Origin of the sequence: Mesorhizobium sp. M0243 (assembly GCF_040321775.1) — a bacterium.
Classification (GTDB): Bacteria; Pseudomonadota; Alphaproteobacteria; order Rhizobiales; family Rhizobiaceae; genus Mesorhizobium.
The window spans coordinates 1-20,138 of sequence record NZ_JAMYSF010000020.1; the positions used below are offsets into that span (position 1 = coordinate 1).

Here is a 20,138-nt window from a genome sequence, read left to right on the forward strand (position 1 = left end):
AATGTTCGCTACTGCCGATCGGTCGATTTGATGATGGTCTACGGGGGCGGCGTCGATCCGCTTTCGCTGAAATTCGATTGCAGCCGATGCAAGCCGCAGATCAAAATTACGCTTCTGGAGGTGCACCCCGAACACTTGCCGAAGCGCCTGATGATCCACAAACCGATGAAGATCGACGGCAAGATCACCTGGTACACCGAGCGCTTCAAAGGATGACGAAGACGCTCGCAGACACGTTGGCCGCCCGCGAAAGCCTCTATGTCAATTGCGGGCATGCCATGTGCTGCAAGTCGACCAAGCTCGAAGTTCAGGCTCTAATTGACCGGCTCGGTCCAGGTCACGGATCGATGCATTGGGATCTCGTCGGCTTGTTCGGATGCTCGGATTGCAAGGCAGCGGGACGCGATCGCCGGCCGGCGTTCTTCACGTGCATTCCCGACTACGAAGGACTGCAGGCGAAGAGAAATCTCGATTGGAAACCGACAAGCCGACCGCAACCGGGCTCTCCACGAGCGTGATCATCAGACCAGCGAGGGCCGCTGTTGCTCAATGGATGCCGGCCAGCTAGTCCTTGCCGTGAGCGCAGACAATCTGCGACATGGCCTTGCGATTGTCGGACGAAACGCTTGATTTCGACGTTCCGAAGAGGGCCTGTTATTCGCGGATTCCTTGGCGGGCTTTTGCATGTCGAGGACAGTAAGCCGGACTTCAGCGGAGACCAGACAGCGAAGGCGTCAACGATGGAGACCTAAAGCGCGTCGCCACAATATCTCTCAAACACGATGCGCCTTAGGAAACCCCCGCCACCCCCATTACACTCTCCCGCTCCACCAGCGGGCACTCCAGCTTCGTAATCGGATACCGCCCCCGTCCCGGAGCCGCCGGTGCTTCCAGCTGTTCGATCGCCCATTGGCCCATGGCCATGTGCGGCAGGATCGAGGTCGTCAGCGGCGGGAAGAGATGGCGGGCGATTTCCTCGTCGTCGTAGCCGACCACGGAGATGTCCTGCGGGATGTGCAGGCCGGCTTCCTTCAGCGCTTCGTAGCAGCCGATCGCGGTGCGGTCGTTCTGGCAGAAGATGGCGGTGGGCTTATCCCTGAGCGCCAAGAGCTTGACGGTCGCGGCATAGCCGGCGCTGGCCGACCAGTCGCCCTCGACCACCAATTCGCCGTCGAACGGGATGTCGGCGGTGGCGAGCGCGCGGCGGTAGCCCTTCAGCCGGTCTTGTGCCGCCTGCATCCACGGCTCGCCGGTGATGGTGGCGATGCGGCGGTGGCCGTGGCTGATCAGGTGCCGGGTCGAGCTCTGGCCGCCGGCGATCTCGCTCGGCACCACAGCCGGGAAGGCGTAATCCGCCGTGTAGCAGTTGAGCAGGATCACCGGGATGTCGAGGCCGTAGAGGTAATCGGGCGCTGATATCTCGCGGGTGAAGATGGTCATGTAGATCAGCGCCGAAATGCCCCGCTTGGTGAGTGCGGCGATGGCGCGCGGCTCCATGACGGAATCGCCCAGCGTTTGCGCCACCAGAAGCACGTTGCCGGCATTCCACGAGGCCTGGCGCGCGCCCTCGATGGCGACCACGGCCTCCGGGCTGGTGGCGAGCTGGTCGACGGCAAAGCCGATCACCCCGTCCAGGCCTTCGAAGGCGGGCAGCGGGGGGTGAAGCGCCTCGAAGGCGGGCGCGGTGTAGCCAAGCGTCCGCGCGGCTTCGATCACCCGTTCGCGGGTCTGCTGCGACAGCTTGATCCCCGGCGAATTGTTGAGCACGAAGGAAACGGTCGCCTGCGAGCAGCCGGCGGCCCTGGCGATATCGATCATGGTGACGCGGCCCTTGGCGCCCTTGGCCGGCGCCTTGCGCCGCCTCGCTGTGTCGCTGGCCCGATCCGTCGTCTCGCTCATGGCAAATCCCAGTCTGGCAGGCCGGTCAGGCCGGCAAGATGGCGTGACGCCATCGATGCATAGAGATAACGTCAACGCCGTTTATAACTATTAGTACGCCGGAGGTCCATCCGCCGTGGATCTCCATACAAGCCAAAACTCAAAGGGTGAAAGGCTTGGGCTGCGGCTCAGCGGTGACCACGGCTCGGCGGCGGGCACACTGCGAAACCCCGGCATTGGCTCGGAACTAATACTGTTTACTAATACAAAAATGCGCTGTACCGTCAATCCGTCGCGTCCGGCCGGTCACGTCCGGGGCGGCGGGAGAGTACGAAAAATGGCCCGGTGGCGAGCGGATCCTACCTCCGCGAGCCTTGTCTCGGATATGTGATATGTCAGACAAATCGGACTATTTACGAACGAAGGATGAGTCTCTAAGGTCCATGATCGTGGCTGGAACGACGCCATTCTTTCGGTGCCGGGAACCCCTTTGAGGAGGAGGGCGTCCACGCTGCAAACGGCAAATCAGGTCAGTGCAAGATCGGCCGGTCCAACGACTGAGCCAAACGGGAGGTTGAACATGAAATCCTTGATACGAACTGCATCCGTAGCCGCGACCGCGCTGCTGCTTGGCCTGTCGGCCACGGCCATCGCGCGCGCCCAAGACAAGCCGACGCTGGCCTTCGTCGTCAACGGCGCTTCCGATTTCTGGAAGGCCGCCGAAGCCGGCGTCAAGAAGGCGCAGGGCGAACTGCCCGACTATACGCTCGAGCTCAAATATCCCGAGCAGTCCTCGGTCGCCATCCAGCAGCGGCTGATGGACGATCTGGTGACCGCCGGCGTCAAGGGCATCATGGTCTCGGCCGTCGATCCCAAGACCTCGACCGATGGCCTCAACAAGATCGCTTCGGAAACGGCGCTGTTCACCACCGACTCGGACGCCCCGCAGACCAAGCGCGTCGCCTATATCGGCTCGTCCAATGTCGATGCCGGCAAGCAGGCGGCCGAAATCGCCAAGAAGGCGATGCCCGATGGCGGAAAATGCCTCGGCTTCGTTGGCCTGCTCGGCGCCGACAATGCCAAGGAGCGCATCCAGGGCATGAAGGACGGCCTCGCCGGAACCAAGATCGAGCTGATCGACGTGCGCGGCGACGACATCGACCAGGCGCGCGCCAAGAAGAACGTCGAGGACGCGCTGGTTGCCAGCCCCGACGTCACCTGCATGGTCGGCTTCTACTCCTACAATACGCCGCGCATCTATGAAGCGCTGCGCGACGCCGGCAAGCTCGGCTCGATCACCGTCGTCGGCTTCGATGACGATCCGATCACGCTGGGCGGCGTCAAGGAAGGCACCGTTGCCGCCACCGTCGTGCAGCAGCCCTTCGAATGGGCCTATCAGGGCATGAAGCTGATGGCTGCCTATCTCAAGGGCGACAAGTCGGGCATCCCGGAAGGCAACCTCATCATCATCCCGACCAAGATCATCGGCAAGGATGACGTCGACGCCTACGCCGCCAATCTGAAGGCGATGGCCGGAAAATAAGACTTGAAGCAGTTCAGCCGGCTCAACGTCGCTTGGGCCGGCTGCTCGCATTGACGAACCGCACGCGGATCGTCAGTCTGCCAAAAAGTCGGCCCGCCAATCGCTGTCAGGCATGATGAATTATTCCGACACATCCATCGCAGCAACGACGCCGTTCCTCAGCCTCGAGAACGTGCGCAAGACCTATCCGGGCGTCGTCGCGCTCGACGGCTTCTCCATGGAGGTCAGGCCGGGCGAGGTCATCGGCCTTGTCGGTGAAAACGGCGCCGGCAAATCGACCTTGATGAAGATCCTCGGCGGCGTCACCACGCCCGACAGCGGCACGATCACCGTCGACGGCACCGCACATGACAGGCTCTCCGTCGAAGCCAGCCTGGGCTCGGGCATCGCCTTCGTCCACCAGGAACTCAACCTGTTCGAAAATCTCGATGTCGCCGCCAACATTTTCTTCGGCCGCGAGCCGTTGTGCGCCGGGCCGCTCAAGCTCGTCGACCGCGCCAAGCTGCGCACCATGGTGGCGCCGCTTTTGAAGCGCGTCGGCGCCAATTTTTCCGCCGACACGCCGGTCGCGACCCTGTCGCTGGCCCAGCAGCAGATGGTCGAGATCGCCAAGGCGCTGTCGATCGAGGCGCGGCTGGTCATCCTTGACGAGCCGACATCGAGCCTGCCGCTCGCCGAGACCGACAAATTGCTCGACGTCATCAAGGCGCTGAAGGCCGACGGCATCAGCGTCATCTTCATTTCGCACCGCCTGCACGAGGTCGAGCGCGTCGCCGACCGCGTCGTCGTGCTGCGCGACGGCATGCTGGCCGGCACCTTGCCGAAAAGCGACATCGGCCACGACCAGATGGTCAAGCTGATGATCGGCCGCATGCTGAAGGAGCGCGAAAAGGCCTCGGAAGCGGCGCGTGCGCCCGGCGCCACGGCGCTTGCGGCCAAGGCCATCCGCACGCCTGCCTATCCCGGCCGGCCGGTCGACCTCGACGTCAGGCGCGGCGAAATCCTCGGGCTTGCCGGCCTTGTCGGTTCCGGCCGCACCGAACTGGCGCGGGTGTTCTTCGGCATCGACTCGAAGCTCGGCGGCGCGCTCGAACTCGACGGCAAGCCGCTCGCGCTGGCTTCCGCGGCCGACGCCGTCGCGCATGGCATCTTCCTGGTGCCGGAAGACCGCAAGCTCACCGGCATCCTGCTCGACCTGTCGATCGCGCAGAACATTTCGCTGCCCAATCTGCCGGCGCATGCGCGCCGCTCCCTGGTGTCCTCAAGCGCCGAGACCGCCACCGCCGAGAAGCAAAAGAAAGATCTCGGCATCAAGGCGCCTTCGGTGCAGACGCGCACCGGCACGCTGTCGGGCGGCAACCAGCAGAAGGTCGTGCTCGGCAAGTGGCTGGCCATGAACCCGAAGGTGATGATCCTCGACGAGCCGACGCGCGGCATCGACATCGGCGCCAAGGCGGAAATCTATGGCCTGATGCGGGCGCTCGCCGATGCCGGCGTCGCCGTGCTGATGATCTCCTCCGACATGGAAGAGGTGATCGGCGTGTCCGACCGCATCGCCGTCATGCATGAGGGCCAGATCTCCGGCATTCTCGACAAGGACCGGTTCAGCCAGGAAAACGTGCTGCTGCTGGCAGTGGGCAAGCAGCCGAAATAGTTTCTTGTTTGCCATGGGTTCCGGTCCGGAACCTTCCAGGGCGGGCATTGGGGAGAAGACGATGAGCAAGAAAGATCTCGGCCTGCTGATCCTGATCCTGGTGGTCGGGGCGATCGTTGCGGTCATCAATCCGCGCTTCCTGCTTCCGATCAACCTCGCCAACACCTCGAACCTGATCGGCCTGTTCGGCATCCTGTCGATCGGCCAGGCCTTCGTCATCATCACCGGCGGCATCGAACTGTCGGTCGGCTCGGTGGTCGCGCTGCTCGGAACGCTGTTCATCGACTTCATCGCCGTGCGTGGCATGGGATGGCCGGTTGCCTTCGTGCTCATCCTGGTGCTTGGCGCCATCATCGGCCTGGCGCATGGCTGGCTGATCACAAGACTGAAATTGCAGCCCTTCGTCGTCACCCTGTGCGGCCTGCTGATCTACCGTGGCGTCGCCCGCTTCTACACTGGCGACGGCACGGCGGGTTTTGCGTTCGGCCAGAATTTCCCCGACCTCGAATTCCTGACCGCCGGGCGCTCTTATGGCGTGCCGAACAGCTTCATCGCGCTGATCGTCATCTCAATAGTCATGTGGGTGGTGCTGCACCGCTCGGTGTTCGGCCGCTATCTCTACGCCATCGGCAAGAACGAGGAGGCGGCGAAATATTCCGGCATCCGCACCGGCCGTGTCGTCATCGCCGCCTACGTCATCTGCGGCGTGCTGACGGCGCTGTCGGCGATCTATTTCGCCATGTACACGCGCTCGATCTCGCCGGCCAGCCACGGCCAGTTCTACGAACTCTACGCCATCGCCGCAGCCGTGCTCGGCGGCTTCTCGCTGCGCGGCGGCGAGGGCTCGCTGATCGGCGTCATCCTCGGCACGGTCCTGCTGCAGGAACTGCAGAACCTCGTCAATCTGCTCGGCATCCCGTCCTCGCTCAACTTCGCGGTGATGGGCGGCGTCATCCTCATCGGCGTGCTGGTCGACCAGCAATGGGGCGTGTTCCGGGAACGGCGGCTGATGGTCGACGCCACGCGCAAGAGCGCTTCCGGCGCGGCCGCGGAATAGCGCCTCGCGGCGAATGGCGGGCGATGGCTGCAATTCCTGAACCGTTGACGCTCAGGGCCGGCGCGCTTGAGGTCGCACTGGTGCCGCGCATCGGCGGCAGCGTGAGCGCGCTGCGCTGGCGCGGCATCGATCTCATGCGCCGGATTTCCGATGACGATCGCGAAGCGGGCAACGTGCTTGGCGTTGCCATGTTCCCGATGATGCCCTACGTCAACCGCATCCCCGGAAATACCTTCGAGTTTCGAGCGAAGCGCTGGCGGGTCCAGCCCAACAATCCGCCCGAAGCCATCAACGTGCATGGCAGCGGCTGGAGACACCCCTGGACTGTCACTGAGGCGGGCGACGCCCAGGCAACGCTGTCGCTGGATATCGCAGCCAGCCTCGAACCCTACTCCTATCACGCGACGCAGGCTTTCGCGCTGTCCGAAGAAGGCCTCGACGTGACCATGACACTGACCAACACGGGGCCGGTTTCGATGCCGTTCGGGTTCGGACTGCATCCCTGGTTCGACCGCGACCCGGACGTGACGCTGCGGTTCAACGCCACGCGGTTCTATCTGGAAGAACCGCAAGGCATTGCCGGCGATCCGATCACGCTTGCCCCCGAGCTCGACTTCGCCGATGGCCGGCCTTTACCCGCCGGCTGGCGCAACAATGATTATGGCGGCTGGACGGGTGAGGCGACGCTTCGCTTTCCGGCGCGCGGCGCGGGTTTGCGCATCAAGGCCGATCCGATCTTCAAGCATCTGATGCTGTACGCCGACCCGGCCAAGCCTTACTTTTGCGTCGAACCGCAGACAATGGCCTCCGGTGCTTTCAACCGGGGCGGATGGAGCGATCCGGACGAGGGCACCATCGTACTCGCCCCAGGTGAAAGTTCGGCTGGCACGGTGTCGCTGATGCCCTTTGCGCTTGGGGCTTAAAGCGCCCATCGCGTGAACGAGGCGTCAAGAGCAGACGATCTAGATCAAGCCCGATATGTCGGAAAAGGCCATCGCCTTGCGCAGCACCTCGGCAAAACGGTCGCCGGCCGCCTCGCGCGGGCCGCTGTTGTCGATCGAGGTGACGCCAGACCCGGACAGAGTGACATTGGCGCTGCGCGCCAGCCGCGCCAGCACTTCGCCGCGTGACTCGCGGCCGCGCATCGCCAGACGCTCGGCCAGCACTTCAGGCGAGGCGGTGATCTCGACGATGGCCAGATTGGCATAGCGTTCGCGCAAGGAGGGGATGATCGCGCGCGACACATTGGCGACAGCGACACGGCCATTGGCGACGGACCAGTCGACATCGGCGGGGATGCCGTAGCGCAAGCCGTGCGCTTCCCAGGAGATGGCGAAGGCGCCATCGGCTTCGGCCTCGACGAAGGCGGCATCGGCCAGCGTGTCGTGGTCCTCGCTGGCGACATCGCTCGGCCTGGTGATGACGCGGCGGACGAACTCCAGCCTTGTCTCATCGGCAAAGCGGGCGCGGGCGTAGCCGATCACTGTGTCCTTGCCGGCGCCGCTTGGGCCGACGACGGCGACGAAAACGCCATCGCGGATCGGAAACGTCTCGGCCGACAATTCCCGCTCGATCGATGCCGACACCATCATGCGACCCGGCTTCCCTGCCGCCACACGGTGCGCACCACCGGGACATGGTCGTCGACGCGCACGCGCACCAGATCGGCGCGGCGGCCCTGTTCGATGACGCCGCGATCGGTCAGGCCAACCGCATCGGCCGGGTTCTTCGAGACCATGGCGACGGCCTGCGGCAGGGAAATGCCTTCGACGACATCGCCGAGGAAGAACGCCGACTGGATCAAGCTGAAGGGAATATAGTCGGATGACAAGATGTCGAGCAGGCCGTCGCCGGCCAGCGTACGGGCGGAGACATTGCCCGAATGCGAGGCGCCGCGCATGACGTTGGGCGCGCCCATCAGCACGCCCATCCCGGCCTCTTTCGAGGCCCTGGCGGCCTCTTCCGTGGTCGGGAATTCGGCGACGCGCACGCCCTGCTCGATCGCCTCGTCGACATGGCCTGATGTGGCGTCGTCGTGGCTGGCCAGCACGATGCCGCGCTCCTGGCAGGCGGCTGATATCACCGCCCGGTTCGGCGCCGAATTGCGCGCCGATTCGGCCATCCGCTTTTCGCAGAACAGCTTGAAGTCGCGATCGGTCAGCTTCAGCTTGCGCTGGTAATAGTAGGCATAGGTCTCGAGGTTGACGAACTGGCGCTGGCCTGGCGCATGGTCCATCAGCGACGCCAGTCTGACCCGCTCGTCGCCGTCGAAATTGGCGAAAGCCCTGAGGCAGTCCGGTGCCGAAACCTCGCAGCGCAGATGGATGAAATGATCGGCGCGCAGACGGTCCTGCTTCACACTGTCCTCGATTGCGTCGGCCAGCTTGCGGATGTCGGCCGATGTCAGGTCGGCGTCTTCGTCCATGCCGACGCGCAAGGCGTCGAGCACGGTGGTGATGCCGGCGGTCGCTACCTGCGCGTCATGGGCGAGCACGGCGGCGATCGGATTCCAGCGCACCTTGGGCCGCGGCGCGTAGTGGCCTTCGAGATGGTCGGTGTGCAATTCGACCAGCCCGGGAATGACATAGTCGCCGTCCATATCCTCGCCGATGCGGCTGATGCCGGATTCGATGCCGGCGATAAAGCCGTCGCGCAGCACCAGCGAACCCTCGACGATCTCGTCGGCAAGCACGATGCGGGCATTGTGGAGAACAGTCTCGGCGGTCATTTCAGGCAGTCCTTCAGGCGGTTTTTCTGGCCGGGCGGCGCCCGAGCGCGTGATGCGAGAGCACCATGAACGGTGCACCCGGTTCGGTTTCGACAAACAAGGTCAACGCATCCACCAGCACCTTCTGTTGCAGCACTTCCGCGAACAGGCTGTCGATCGCTGCGCGCAAACGAGGGCTTTCCTGTGACCCCGCCCGGCCGGACAGCGTCATGTGGAAGCGAAAGGTTTCGAAGACATAGGGGTAACCCCATTGGCAGAGGTTGCGGAACTCGGCCGGCTTCAGCGAATCCGGGCTGCGCCGCTCGATTTCCGCTTCGCTCAGCGGTGCACGAAACCGGTCGAAATCGCGCACCACGTCATCGGCGAACCGGTTGAGCGCAGGCACTGGCCCTTCCGGCACCAGTGCGAAGAAGCCGTCGATCTGGCTGACCACGAGACGCGGGATGGTCACCGCCGGCATGGCCTCGGCGAATTGGTCGAGTGCGGCGCGCAGCGAGGCTTCCGTCTCGTCGGCAGCCAGGCGGAAGGGGGCTTTCAGCGTTGCGTGAAAGCCATAACGGCGCGCCGAAGCGGTGTGGAAAGCGACTTCCGCCGCCGACAGGTCTGCCACCGCTTCGACCGGCCTCGTCGCGGCGCCAAACGGGTCGCGGCCCAGCCAGTCGGCGGCGATCCGCGCCAGTGGCTCGTCCTGCCGGGGGGTGAAATAGAGGGCGTAGCGCATGGAAAGTCCTTGTCAGCTTCGCTGCCATAGGTGATTTCCATGACGAATTGACGAAGCCTTGCTGGCTTTCAGGTAACAAAACGCTGCGGCGGGGTCATTAGCCGACGATTTTTTCGTGCTGGACCAGGGAGCGAGTGCTCACGCAGCGACCGATCAGGCCTTCATCAGCCACTCGTGCTCGGGCGCGTTGTGGAATTTCCACGTCCGCTTCGGCCCAGCCATGACGTTGAGATAATAGAGGTCGTAGCCGTGGCAGGCGGCGCAGGGGTGATAGCCCCCGGGCACCAGCACGACATCGCCATCCTCGATCGCCATGGCTTCGTCGAGCGCGCGATGGCCGTTCTTGTCGGCATCGGTGTAGACGCGCTGGAAGGCAAAGCCCTGCGGCGGGTTGAGACGGTGATAGTAGGTTTCCTCGAGATAGGATTCGGCGGGCAGATTGTCCTGATCGTGCTTGTGCGGCGGATAGCTCGACGTATGCCCGCCAGGCGTGATGACCTCGACCACCAGCAGCGAATCGGCCGGCTTTCCCTCCGGCAGGATGTTGGTGACATAGCGCGTGTTGGTGCCCTTGCCGCGCACCTCCTGGCCGAGATCGTCCGGTGCGATCACCCGCACCGGCAGGCCGCCGCCAAGGCCCGGCGCCGAGCAGACGGCAAGTTCCAGCTCGGTATCCGCCGTCATCGACCAGTCGGAGCCTTGCGGAATGTAGACCGACCACGGCTTGCCCTCGAAGGGCGACATGCGCTCGCCGAGCAGGCCGAGATCCTTGCCGCCGGCTGAAGCCTTGCCCTTGCCGGTAACGAACACCAGGCAGACTTCGCGATCCTCCGTCTTGCCGGAGACGCTCTCGCCCGGCTTCAGCCGATGCAGGTCGAAACCGACATAGGTCCAGCCGGCGCTTTTCGGCGTCACATGGGCGACGCGGCCAAGGCCTTTGTCGGCTTTGACGAGCAGCTTCGACATTTCTTGTCTCCTATTCCAGTGGCCTGACGGTTGCAGGCCTGTAAAGCCAAGTCGTTTGTTTGAAAGGACCATCGCAAACGTTCGGAAATTGGCCGGCGCCCTTCCAACTTCGTCATCCTAGGGCGAAGCAGGAGCGAAGCTCCGTCGCGGAGACCCTAGGATCCATGCCGTTGCCTCGGCCGAAGGGCACAGCGGAGCGGAATCTGCACCGGTACACCAGCTTCAAAGTCATGGCATGGATCCTAGGGTCTGCGCCGCGTCGCTGCGCTCCTTGCTCCGCCCTAGGATGACGAAGTTAGAAGCACTGCGAGCCAATCGCCAACGCATGCGATCAGTCACTCCTTCGGTTCGGCCTCGGCCTTCGCCTCGTCGGCCGGCTTATAGAGATAAAAAAACTGCCAGACGGCGTAGCCGGCGAAGCCGAGCGCGATCATGCCCCAGAACGGCGTGCCGGTGGCGAACTCGATGATCGACCAGATGACGCAGACCGCGACGATGGCGACGCGCCGCCACAAAGGCCGGAAGAAGGGGTGTTCGGAATCTTTCATCGGGCCAATCTACAGCAATCGGCCTCGCCGGGAACCCGTCGCACCAGCCATTGGGAAACTAGACATTTGGAAAGCCTTGCGTCTCGACCGTATAGCCGGCGGCGGTCATGACGCGCATCAATTCCTTGTAGCCAACCTGCGCCATCCTGAGTGGCGGGTTCTTCTTCGGGTCCTGCTCCGCCTCGACCACGAACCAGCCCTCATAGCCATGGTCGGCGAAGCGCTGCACGATGGCGCCGAAATCCAGCGAACCATCGCCCGGCACGGTGAAGGCGCCCAGCGCCACCGCGTCGAGGAAGGATTGTTTGGTGCGATCGAGCTTTTCGATCACCCCCATGCGAACGTCCTTCACATGCACATGGCTGATCCGGGTATGATGGTTGTCGATAGCGCGCAGCACGTTGCCGCCGGCGAATGCCAGATGTCCAGCATCGAGCAGCAGGGGAATGCCGGCTCCGGAATAGCGCATGAAGGCATCGAGTTCCGGCTCGGTCTCGACCACTGCCGCCATATGGTGGTGGTAGGAGAGCGGCATGCCTTGCTCGGCGCACCATTCGCCAAATTCGGCGAGCCGCCTGGCATAAGCCTTCATCTCGTCATCCGACAGCTTCGGCTTGGTGGCCAGCGGCTTTGAGCGGTCGCCCTGGATCGAGCGGCCGACCTCGCCATAGACGATGCAAGGCGCATTCACCGCCTTGAACAGGCCGATCATCGGCTGGATGCGATCCTTGTTGTCGGCCATCTCCCCATCGACCAGCGTGCCCGAGAACCAGCCGCCGCACAGCGTGACGTCGGCGGCCTTCAGGATCGGCAGCATGATTTCGGGGTCATTGGGAAAACGCCGGCCCATCTCCATGCCGGTGAAGCCGGCCGACCGTGATTGGCGCAGGCATTCTTCCAGCGACACGTCATCGCTGAGTTCCGCAAGATCGTCGTTCCACCACGCAATGGGGGACATGCCCAGTTTGGCTTTCAAGTAGTCACTCCGGTTCTTGTTCACCCTCCCCCTTGTGGGCAGGGTCGCTGCGAAGCAGTGGGGTGGGGGTGGCGCCGGACCCCCACCCGGACCTTCGGTCCGACCTCCCCACAAGGGGGAGGTAGGGGTGGCAGCGCCTTTATCAATCGCCGACGGTCTGCATCTTCCGCTTCTCGTCATACGCCTTGCGCGCCGCGTTGACCTGCGGCCGTACAGACACTTCCGGCACCGCCACGTCCCACCAATGGCCCCCGGCATCGGTGGAAACCAGCGGGTCGGTGTCGATGACCAGCACGGTGGTGCGGTTGTTCTTCTTTGCCTTCTCCAGCGCGTTTTCCAGCCCGGCGATCGACGGCACCTTCTCGGCGATCGCCCCCATGCTCGCCGCATGCGCGGCAAAGTCGATGTCGGGCAGGACCTCGTGGCGCGAGTCCTTCAGGAGATTGTTGAAGTTGGCGCCGCCGGTCGCCATCTGCAGCCGGTTGATGCAGCCGTAGCCGCGATTGTCGAGCAGCACGATGGTCAGCTTCAATCCGAGCATCACCGAAGTGGCGATTTCGGAATTCATCATCAGGTAGGAGCCGTCGCCGATCATGACGACGATCTCATCGCCGGGCTTGGCCATCTTGGCTCCGAGCCCGCCGGCAATCTCGTAGCCCATGGTCGAGAAGCCATATTCGCCATGATACGATCCGGGCGCGCCCGCCTGCCAAAGTTTGTGCAATTCGCCCGGCAACCCGCCGGAGGCATTCAGCAGCGTCACACCGGAGCCCATGGCGCGCTGCACGGCGCCGATCACCTGCGCGTCGGACGGGTAGGCGGCATTGGTCGACGCCGTCACCTTGGCCGCCTCGGCCTGCCAGGCCTTCTTGCCGGTGGCCGCATTGTCGGTCCAGGTGGAAGGTGCCTTCCAGCCGTTCAGCGCAGCACTGAGTTCGGCCAGGCCCTCGGCCGCATCGGCCACCAATGGCAGCGCGCGGTGCTTGCCGGCGTCGAAGGGCTGCACGTTGAGCCCGATGATGGTCTTGCCGGAATTCTTGAACAGCGCCCACGAGCCGGTGGTGAAATCCTGAAGGCGCGTGCCGATGGCCAGCACGACATCGGCTTCCTCAGCCAGCCGGTTGGCGGCAGAAGTGCCGGTGACGCCGACCGCCGCCATGTTGAGCGGATGGTCGTCCGGCAGCGAGGATTTGCCGCCTTGCGTCTCGCAGACCGGGATGCCGGCGCTCTCGGCGAATTTCGCCAGTTCGTCCGACGCCTGCGAATAGAGGACGCCGCCGCCGGCGATCACCAGCGGTTTTTTCGCACCCTTGAGCGCGCCGACTGCAGCGGCAAGCTCATGGCGGTCAGGGCGCGGCCGGCGCTGGTGCCAGACCCGCTCGGCAAAGAAACTCTCGGGATAATCACAGGCCTCGGCCTGGACGTCCTGGCACAGCGACAGCGTCACCGGCCCGCATTCGGCCGGATCGGTCAGCACTTGCATGGCGCGGCTGAGCGCAGGAATGATCTGCTCCGGCCGGGTGATGCGGTCGAAATAGCGCGAAACCGGACGGAAGCAGTCGTTGACCGTCGCCGTGCCGTCGGAGAAATCCTCAGCCTGCTGCAGCACCGGGTCGGGAATGCGGTTCGCGAAGACGTCGCCCGGCAAAAACAGGACGGGCAACCTGTTTACATGGGCGAGCGCCGCCGCCGTCACCATGTTGAGCGCGCCAGGGCCGATCGAAGAGGTCGCGGCCATGAAGCGGCGGCGGAAATTGGCCTTGGCGTAGGCGATCGCCGCATGCGCCATCGCCTGTTCATTGTGGGCGCGGAAGGTCGGCAATTCGTCGCGCAGCTGATAGAGCGCCTCGCCGATGCCGGCGACATTGCCGTGGCCGAAGATCGCCCATACGCCGCCGAAGATGGGGACTTTGCTACCGTCGATCTCGGTCATCTGGCGCGACAGGAAGCGGGTCAGCGCCTGCGCCATCGTCAGGCGGATTGTCTTGCTCATGGTGGTTTCCTCCGCAGTCCTTGTGCCGGGCTTTCTTATGCCGCCTTACGGCCGCGCGCGGCAAGCCACGCTTCGGTCAGCTGTTCGAAGCGCTGCGCCATATCGGCGATCGCCTCGTCATCCGACATCTTGCCGGCCAGCCATTGCTCGGCCGCATGGACGAAGATGGTGCGGCCGACCGCAAAGCCCTTAACGATGGGTGCCTTGGCGGTGGCGGCGAAAGCCGCTTCCAGCTCGTCCTGCGGCGCCTCCAGGCCAAGCAGCACGACGCCTCGGCACCACGGATCGTGCTTCAGGATCACCGCTTCGATTTTGGCCCAGGCGCCGGCCGACGCCTGCGGCTCGAGCTTCCACCAGTCCGGCTTGATGCCGAGCGCATAGAGCTCCTCCAGCGCGCGCGGGATCGTCGTGTCGTCGAGCTTGCCATGCTTGCCGGCAATGATCTCGACCAGCAATTCGCGGCCGACCTTGCGCGCGGCTTCGAACAGCGCGCGCAGCTTCTGCTGCTGTTCGTCCTTCAGCGCCGCCGGATCGTCGGGATGGTAGAAGCACAGGCACTTGATGCAGTGATCGACCGGCCACTCCACCAGCTGCGAGCCGATGTCCTGCGAGAATTCGAAGCGCAGCGGCCGCGAACCCGGCAACTCCACCGGCCGCCCGAGCCAGGCGAAGGAATGCCTGGCGAATTCGAACATCGCCTTGCGGCCATGTTTCTCGTCGATCAGCATGCCGTAGCCGTCGCGGCCGGCAGCGACCTTCGCCGCGGCCTTGACCGCCAGCACCTTGAATTCTTCGATCCGCGCCGGATCGGCGCCGGCCTTCGCCGCCACATCCTCCAGCTGCACGCGATGGTCGCAGGCGAGCGCCATCAGCGAGGCGACGTCGCGCCGGCGCGTCGTCGCCCAATGGATGTGGTTGATCGCCTCGTCCTTGCGCAACGCCAGATGCTTGCTGCCGTTCTTGAGGAAGAACCGCAGTTCCTCGAAGGTCGGATATTCCGGCGCGCAGAGCAGCCGCGACACGGCGAAAGCGCCGCAGGCGTTGGCCCAGGTCGCCGCTGTCGCATGATCTTCGCCACCCAGCCAGCCGCGCAGGAAACCGGACATGAAGGCGTCGCCGGCGCCGAGCACATTGTATATCTCGATCGGAAATCCCTTGCCGACGACACCGTCCTCGAGATCGTCGCTGATCGGTCCGTCATAGACGATGCAGCCCATGGCGCCGCGCTTCAGGACGATAGTGGCGGACGACAGCGAGCGGATCGTCTTCAGGGCGCTCAGGCAATCGTCGGCGCCCGACGCGATCATGATCTCTTCCTCGGTACCGACGATGAGGTCGCAGTCGGGCAGCACCGTCTTCAACTGTGCCGAGACTCGGTCCGATTTCACATAGCGCTCGAACCCTTCGGCATGGCCGGCAAGGCCCCACAGGTTCGGCCGGTAGTCGATGTCGAACACCACCTTGCCGCCCTTGGCCTTCATGATGCGGATCGCCTTGCGCTGCGCGGCATCGCTGTTGGGCCTGGAAAAATGCGTGCCGGTGACGACGATCGAGCGCGCCGAGGCGATGAAGGCCTCGTCGATGTCTTCCGGCGCCAGCGCCATGTCGGCGCAATCGGAGCGGTAGAAGATCATCGGCGAAACGCCTTCGTCCTCGACCGACAGCAGCACCAAAGCGGTCAGCCGCTCCTTGTCGGTCTTCAGGCCGTCGACATTGACGCCTTCACGCGTCAGCTGCTCGCGGATGAAGCGGCCCATCTGCTCGTCGCCGACGCGGGTGAGCAGCGCCGAGCGCAGGCCGAGCCTGGCGGTGCCGACAGAGATATTGGCCGGGCAACCGCCGACCGACTTGGCGAAGGAGGTGATGTCCTCCAGCCGCGAGCCGATCTGCTGCCCATAAAGGTCTACGGAAGCGCGACCGATGGTGATGACGTCGAGCGGCGCGTATTCAGCGTCCACGGCTTCGCTCATTGGAACCTCCCGTCGGCCTTGTTGTGTTGGGGTACACGCGCGAGCGGCAGCGTGGCGCCGGGAATATGAAATAATAATTCCAATCCATAGTCAATATGGAATGAGCGTTCCTTCGGGGAAAAGTACCTTTCGGCGGTGGATCAGGCCTTGCGCTTCCGACCCGTGTCGCGTCGCTTCTCGCCGACGCCGACGGTCAGCGCCATGGCCAGCGCCATTGTCGCCGACAGCGAGCGGAAGCCGGCGAAATCGGCCTCGGCAACCTCGAACCAGACCTTAGCGAACTGGGCGAGCGGGGAAAACGAGCTGTCGGTGATGGCGACGATCGGCACGCCCTGTTCCGAAATACTGCGCGCCTCCTCGATGGTGGCAGGCGCATAGGGCGAGAAGGAGATGGCGATGACGGCATCCGCCGGCGTTGCGAAGCCGATCATCTCGGCATTCAGCCCGGCCGCCGATTCGATCAACTGGTTGCGGATCTTCAGCTTGCCCAGCGCATAGGCGATGTAGGACGCCACCGGATAGGAGCGGCGCTTGGCCAGCACGTAGATGGTTTCCGCCTTTGCCAGCAGGGAAATAGCATCTTCCAGATGCGCTTCGTCCAGCGTGCGCGAAATGTCGTTGAGCGAGGTGCTGGCCGCGGCGACGAAGCCGTCGAAGATCGCCCGATGGCCGGCGCCGCCCTCTGCCTTGGCGCGCAACGCCTGCAGCCTTTCGTCATAGGATGAGTTGCGCTCGCGCAGCCGTTCGCGAAACACCTGCTGCAGGCTGGTGAAACCATCGAAGCCAAGCTGCTGGGCAAATCGGATCAGGGTTGAAGGCTGCACGCCGGCCGAAGCGGCGATGCTGGCGGCCGTGCCGAAGGCGATATCGTCGGGATTGTCGAGCGCATGGGCGGCGATCTGGGCGATGCGCTTCGGCAGGCTTTCGCGCCGCTCCAGGATGGTGGTGCGCAGCGTCTCGAAATCGCGAGGTACCCGTTCGTCCATCGTCGCTGTGTCCAAGCTCATGCGTGAAGCGTCCCTCTCTGCATCATCATAGCGAGCCTGCGCAAGAACGCCATAAAAAATGAGGCAGACATTCCATTTCGGATGAAAATGGACTAATTCATCCACACAACGCTTCAAGCAGTGGAGAAACGGAAAATGGTCGGCGTCGGTCTCATCGGTACGGGTTTCATGGGCAAGTGTCACGCCATAGCATGGAGTGCCGTCAGCGCCGTCTTTCCCGACGTTGCCAAGCCACGGCTGGTCCATCTCGGCGAGGTGAATGAAGAGCTTGCCCGGCGCAAGGCGGGCGAGTTCGGTTTCGCCAAGGCGTCGGGGGACTGGCGCGCTGTCGTCAACGATCCCGAAGTCGATATCGTCTCGCTGACCACGCCCAACCAGTTCCATCCGGAAATGGCCATCGCGGTTCTTCAAGCAGGCAAGCATCTGTGGTGCGAAAAGCCGATGGCGCCGAGCTTTGCCGAGGCCGAGGCGATGGCTGCGGCGGCGAGCAAGTCCGGCAAGGTCGCGGCGCTCGGCTACAACTACATCCAGAGCCCAGCCATCCGCCACATCGGCGCGCTGCTCGACGAGAAGATCATCGGCGAGGTCAACCATCTGCGCATCGAGATGGACGAGGACTTCATGGCCGACCCGGAAGCGCTGTTCTTCTGGAAGCACGAGGCGGCCTCCGGTTATGGCGCGCTCGACGATTTCGCCGTGCATCCGCTGTCGCTGGTCTCAGCCCTGTTCGGCCGCGTCGCCAGCGTCATCTGCGACATGGCCAAACCCTATGTCGATCGCAAGCTGGCCAGCGGCGGCCGTCGCGCGGTCGAAACCTACGACATCGCCAGCGTGCTGATGCATCTGGAAAATGGCATTGCCGGCACGCTGCTGGTCAACCGCTCGGCCTGGGGCCGCAAGGGCCGCATCGCCGTCCAGATTTTCGGCTCGAAAGGGTCGATCCTGTTCGACCAGGAACGATCGAACGAATTCCAACTTTACCTCACCGCCGACCGGCCGACCGAGCAGGGCTACCGCACCATCCTGGTGGCGCCGCACCACAAGCCCTATGACCTCTTCGTGCCGGCGCCGGGCCATGGCCTCGGCTTCAACGATCTGAAGATCATCGAGTGCCACGAATTGCTGACGCGGCTTGAAGGCAGGCCGGCGCGGCTCATCGAGTTTGCCGAAGGGCTGGAGATCGAGCGCACGGTGCACGCGATGGCGCGTTCGTTCGAGGAAAAGCGCTGGGTGGACGTGCGATAGAGCCATGTAGTTCGTCGAGACGGGGAAGGTTACCGACTCTCGGCAGGCAAGATTTCACCATTCATTTGGTGACCCGTCGCAGACATTCGCGATTGGCCGAAGCCGCCCTGTCGCTTCGTCATCCTATGGCGGAGCAAGGAGCGAAGCGACGCGGCGCAGACCATAGGATCCATGCCGCGACTCCAACGCGTCACAACGGTGCAGAATTCTGCTCCGCTGCATTCCTCGACAAAGGTCGCGGCATGGATCCCAGGGTCTGCGCCGCGTCGCTTCGCTCCTTGCTTCGCCCCAGGATGACGAAGCAACGGGAGTTTCGACCAATCCCCAAGGCGTGCGACCTGCCTAGGTAAGCACCACGCCAAGTATCTGCGGTCACCTCAGCCGCCGGCGGCCGGAGTCTCCCATCCGTTTACCCAGACCTGCCGCAAGCGGTCGCCTTCGCCCTTGAACCGCAACCCCGTCGCCTGGCAATCCTCGATCCGGTCGCTGCGGAAATTGCGGATCGCCTGGCGCAGCTCGCACCAGGCGACGATGTTGGCGGTTTCGGCGTAGTAGATGAGCGCGATCGGGCGGACGAGGCGCTCGGAGGCCCGGCCCATCTCGTCGCGATAGGAGAGATCGAGCTTCTCCTCGTCGCGGATGGCGCGTCGCACCAGCGCCAGGTCGATCGCGCCGGTAGAAGGCGCGGCGAAACCCCAGGCATGCAGCGCATTGGCGTCGAATACCTGGCGCAAGGGTGATGGCACCGCGCCGGCGATCTTGACGCTGACGCGCTTGGCCGCTTGCTTGAGCTCGCTGTCGCCCGTGCGCTCCAACAGCGCCAGCGACAAGACGATCGCCTCCATCTCCTCGATCGAGAACATCAGCGGCGGCAGGTCGAAGCCGGGGCGCAGGATATAGCCGATGCCGCGTCCGCCCTCGATCGGCACGCGCATCGCCTGCAGCGCTGCGATGTCGCGATAGATCGAGCGCACCGTCACTTCCAGCCGCTCGGCAATCGTCGCCGCCGTCACCGGCTGCCGCGCCAGCCGCACGATCTGGATGATCTCGAACAGGCGTGACGCCTTGCGCATTTTTCCCCCCGGGTTGCGAGCCCAACTGACACAGCATTGTCAGTTGGGCTGATCTATAGGAGCGCCTATCGAATTGAAAATCAACAGGTTCCGCTGCGGTTTGGCGGAGCGAGGCGGCAGGCAACTGACATGGATTATGCGGAAAATCTCTGGCTTTTCTTTATCCTGCTGTTCGGCATCATCGCCGTTCCAGGCATGGACATGCTCTTCGTGCTCGCCAATGCACTGACCGGCGGACGCGACAGGGGTCTCGCCGCGACTGGCGGCATCATGGTCGGCGGCATGGTGCACACGCTGAACGGCGCCATCGGCGTCGGCCTGCTGATGCATTTCGTGCCGATCCTGTTCAAGCCGCTTCTGCTTGCCGGCGCCGCCTACATGGCCTTTATCGGCATCACGCTGATGCGCAGTTCCATCACTGTCGGTCAGGAGGGGCCTGCCGGCAGCCGTTCCGCATGGAAGGCCTTTCGCCAGGGTTTTGTGACCTGCCTGATCAACCCGAAGGCATACCTATTCGTGCTTGCCGTCTATCCGCAGTTCCTGAAACCGGACTACGGTCCGATCTGGATGCAGGCGACGATCATGGGACTGCTGACCGTGGTGACGCAGGCTGCGATCTATGGCGGACTGGCGATCACGGCCGGCCGCAGCCGCAATCTTCTGATCGCCAATCCGCGGGCGACGATTTTTGCCGGCCGGGCGGCCGGACTGCTGCTCTTTGCCGTGTCGGTGTTCACGGCATGGGAGGGGTTAAGGGCGGCGTAGGGATTTCTTGCGAA

Annotated in this window: 18 protein-coding genes; 7 read left to right on the forward strand and 11 right to left on the reverse strand. The window is 63.9% G+C overall.

Annotation, left to right across the window (positions count from 1 at the left end; genetic code table 11):
- Positions 1-216, forward strand: a 216-nt coding sequence (locus NKJ11_RS23130) for a hypothetical protein (RefSeq protein ID WP_352794313.1), incomplete at its 5' end; no start/stop codon positions are given.
- A 573-nt stretch (positions 217-789) separates the two neighbouring features.
- Here NKJ11_RS23130 and NKJ11_RS23135 read toward each other — a convergent pair.
- On the reverse strand, positions 790-1,899 hold the full coding sequence (locus NKJ11_RS23135; RefSeq protein ID WP_352794314.1) for a LacI family DNA-binding transcriptional regulator: 1,110 nt from the start codon (positions 1,897-1,899) through the stop codon (positions 790-792).
- Positions 1,900-2,458: 559 nt separating this feature from the next.
- On the opposite strand from NKJ11_RS23135, the gene NKJ11_RS23140 reads away from it, so the two are divergent.
- The 4 genes from NKJ11_RS23140 to NKJ11_RS23155 all read left to right on the forward strand — a co-directional run bounded on the left by NKJ11_RS23140 (position 2,459) and on the right by NKJ11_RS23155 (position 7,055).
- Positions 2,459-3,421 (forward strand): sugar-binding protein, encoded by a 963-nt coding sequence (locus NKJ11_RS23140; protein ID WP_352794315.1) that lies wholly within the window; start codon positions 2,459-2,461, stop codon positions 3,419-3,421.
- 115 nt (positions 3,422-3,536) lie between these two features.
- Entirely contained in the window at positions 3,537-5,075 is a 1,539-nt protein-coding gene (locus tag NKJ11_RS23145) for a sugar ABC transporter ATP-binding protein (protein WP_352794369.1), read from the forward strand.
- A gap of 61 nt (positions 5,076-5,136) precedes the next feature.
- Positions 5,137-6,132: an ABC transporter permease gene (locus NKJ11_RS23150; protein ID WP_352794316.1), complete on the forward strand. Its 996-nt coding sequence runs from the start codon at positions 5,137-5,139 to the stop codon at positions 6,130-6,132.
- Between the two features lie 23 nt (positions 6,133-6,155).
- Positions 6,156-7,055 (forward strand): aldose 1-epimerase, encoded by a 900-nt coding sequence (locus NKJ11_RS23155; RefSeq protein WP_352794317.1) that lies wholly within the window; start codon positions 6,156-6,158, stop codon positions 7,053-7,055.
- 39 nt (positions 7,056-7,094) lie between these two features.
- Here the strand turns inward: NKJ11_RS23155 and phnN are convergent, their stop codons facing one another.
- From phnN to NKJ11_RS23200, 9 genes are all read right to left on the reverse strand, one after another.
- On the reverse strand, positions 7,095-7,724 hold the full coding sequence (phnN, locus tag NKJ11_RS23160; RefSeq protein ID WP_352794318.1) for a phosphonate metabolism protein/1,5-bisphosphokinase (PRPP-forming) PhnN: 630 nt from the start codon (positions 7,722-7,724) through the stop codon (positions 7,095-7,097).
- Positions 7,721-8,860 carry an alpha-D-ribose 1-methylphosphonate 5-triphosphate diphosphatase gene (locus NKJ11_RS23165; protein WP_352585694.1) on the reverse strand — a complete coding sequence of 380 codons (1,140 nt, stop codon included), beginning with the start codon at positions 8,858-8,860 and terminating at the stop codon, positions 7,721-7,723. The genes phnN and NKJ11_RS23165 overlap by 4 nt, the downstream gene beginning before the upstream one ends.
- A 13-nt stretch (positions 8,861-8,873) precedes the next feature.
- Positions 8,874-9,581 carry a DUF1045 domain-containing protein gene (locus NKJ11_RS23170; RefSeq protein ID WP_352794319.1) on the reverse strand — a complete coding sequence of 236 codons (708 nt, stop codon included), beginning with the start codon at positions 9,579-9,581 and terminating at the stop codon, positions 8,874-8,876.
- Positions 9,582-9,734: 153 nt separating this feature from the next.
- Positions 9,735-10,547 (reverse strand): 5-deoxy-glucuronate isomerase, encoded by an 813-nt coding sequence (gene iolB / locus NKJ11_RS23175; protein ID WP_352794320.1) that lies wholly within the window; start codon positions 10,545-10,547, stop codon positions 9,735-9,737.
- 335 nt (positions 10,548-10,882) lie between these two features.
- Entirely contained in the window at positions 10,883-11,095 is a 213-nt protein-coding gene (locus tag NKJ11_RS23180; RefSeq protein ID WP_023810667.1) for a DUF3329 domain-containing protein, read from the reverse strand.
- 58 nt (positions 11,096-11,153) lie between these two features.
- The gene (gene iolE, locus NKJ11_RS23185; protein ID WP_352794321.1) at positions 11,154-12,071 is read right to left on the reverse strand and encodes a myo-inosose-2 dehydratase; all 918 of its coding nucleotides are present in this window, start codon (positions 12,069-12,071) and stop codon (positions 11,154-11,156) included.
- A gap of 142 nt (positions 12,072-12,213) precedes the next feature.
- The gene (iolD, locus tag NKJ11_RS23190; protein WP_352440535.1) at positions 12,214-14,064 is read right to left on the reverse strand and encodes a 3D-(3,5/4)-trihydroxycyclohexane-1,2-dione acylhydrolase (decyclizing); all 1,851 of its coding nucleotides are present in this window, start codon (positions 14,062-14,064) and stop codon (positions 12,214-12,216) included.
- 35 nt (positions 14,065-14,099) lie between these two features.
- Positions 14,100-16,034, reverse strand: coding sequence for a bifunctional 5-dehydro-2-deoxygluconokinase/5-dehydro-2-deoxyphosphogluconate aldolase (locus tag NKJ11_RS23195; RefSeq protein WP_352440534.1), 1,935 nt, complete (start codon positions 16,032-16,034; stop codon positions 14,100-14,102).
- 140 nt (positions 16,035-16,174) lie between these two features.
- Entirely contained in the window at positions 16,175-17,020 is an 846-nt protein-coding gene (locus NKJ11_RS23200) for a MurR/RpiR family transcriptional regulator (protein ID WP_032909097.1), read from the reverse strand.
- Positions 17,021-17,176: 156 nt separating this feature from the next.
- Between NKJ11_RS23200 and NKJ11_RS23205 the strand changes: the two genes are divergently transcribed.
- A complete protein-coding gene (locus tag NKJ11_RS23205; RefSeq protein ID WP_352794322.1) occupies positions 17,177-18,286 on the forward strand; it encodes a Gfo/Idh/MocA family protein in 1,110 nt (369 codons plus the stop codon).
- Between the two features lie 377 nt (positions 18,287-18,663).
- Here NKJ11_RS23205 and NKJ11_RS23210 read toward each other — a convergent pair whose 3' ends face one another.
- Positions 18,664-19,359, reverse strand: a complete 696-nt coding sequence (locus tag NKJ11_RS23210; protein ID WP_352672882.1) for a helix-turn-helix transcriptional regulator — start codon at positions 19,357-19,359, stop codon at positions 18,664-18,666.
- Positions 19,360-19,488: 129 nt separating this feature from the next.
- Between NKJ11_RS23210 and NKJ11_RS23215 the strand changes: the two genes are divergently transcribed.
- On the forward strand, positions 19,489-20,124 hold the full coding sequence (locus NKJ11_RS23215) for a LysE family translocator (RefSeq protein ID WP_352736556.1): 636 nt from the start codon (positions 19,489-19,491) through the stop codon (positions 20,122-20,124).
- Positions 20,125-20,138 lie beyond the last annotated feature (14 nt).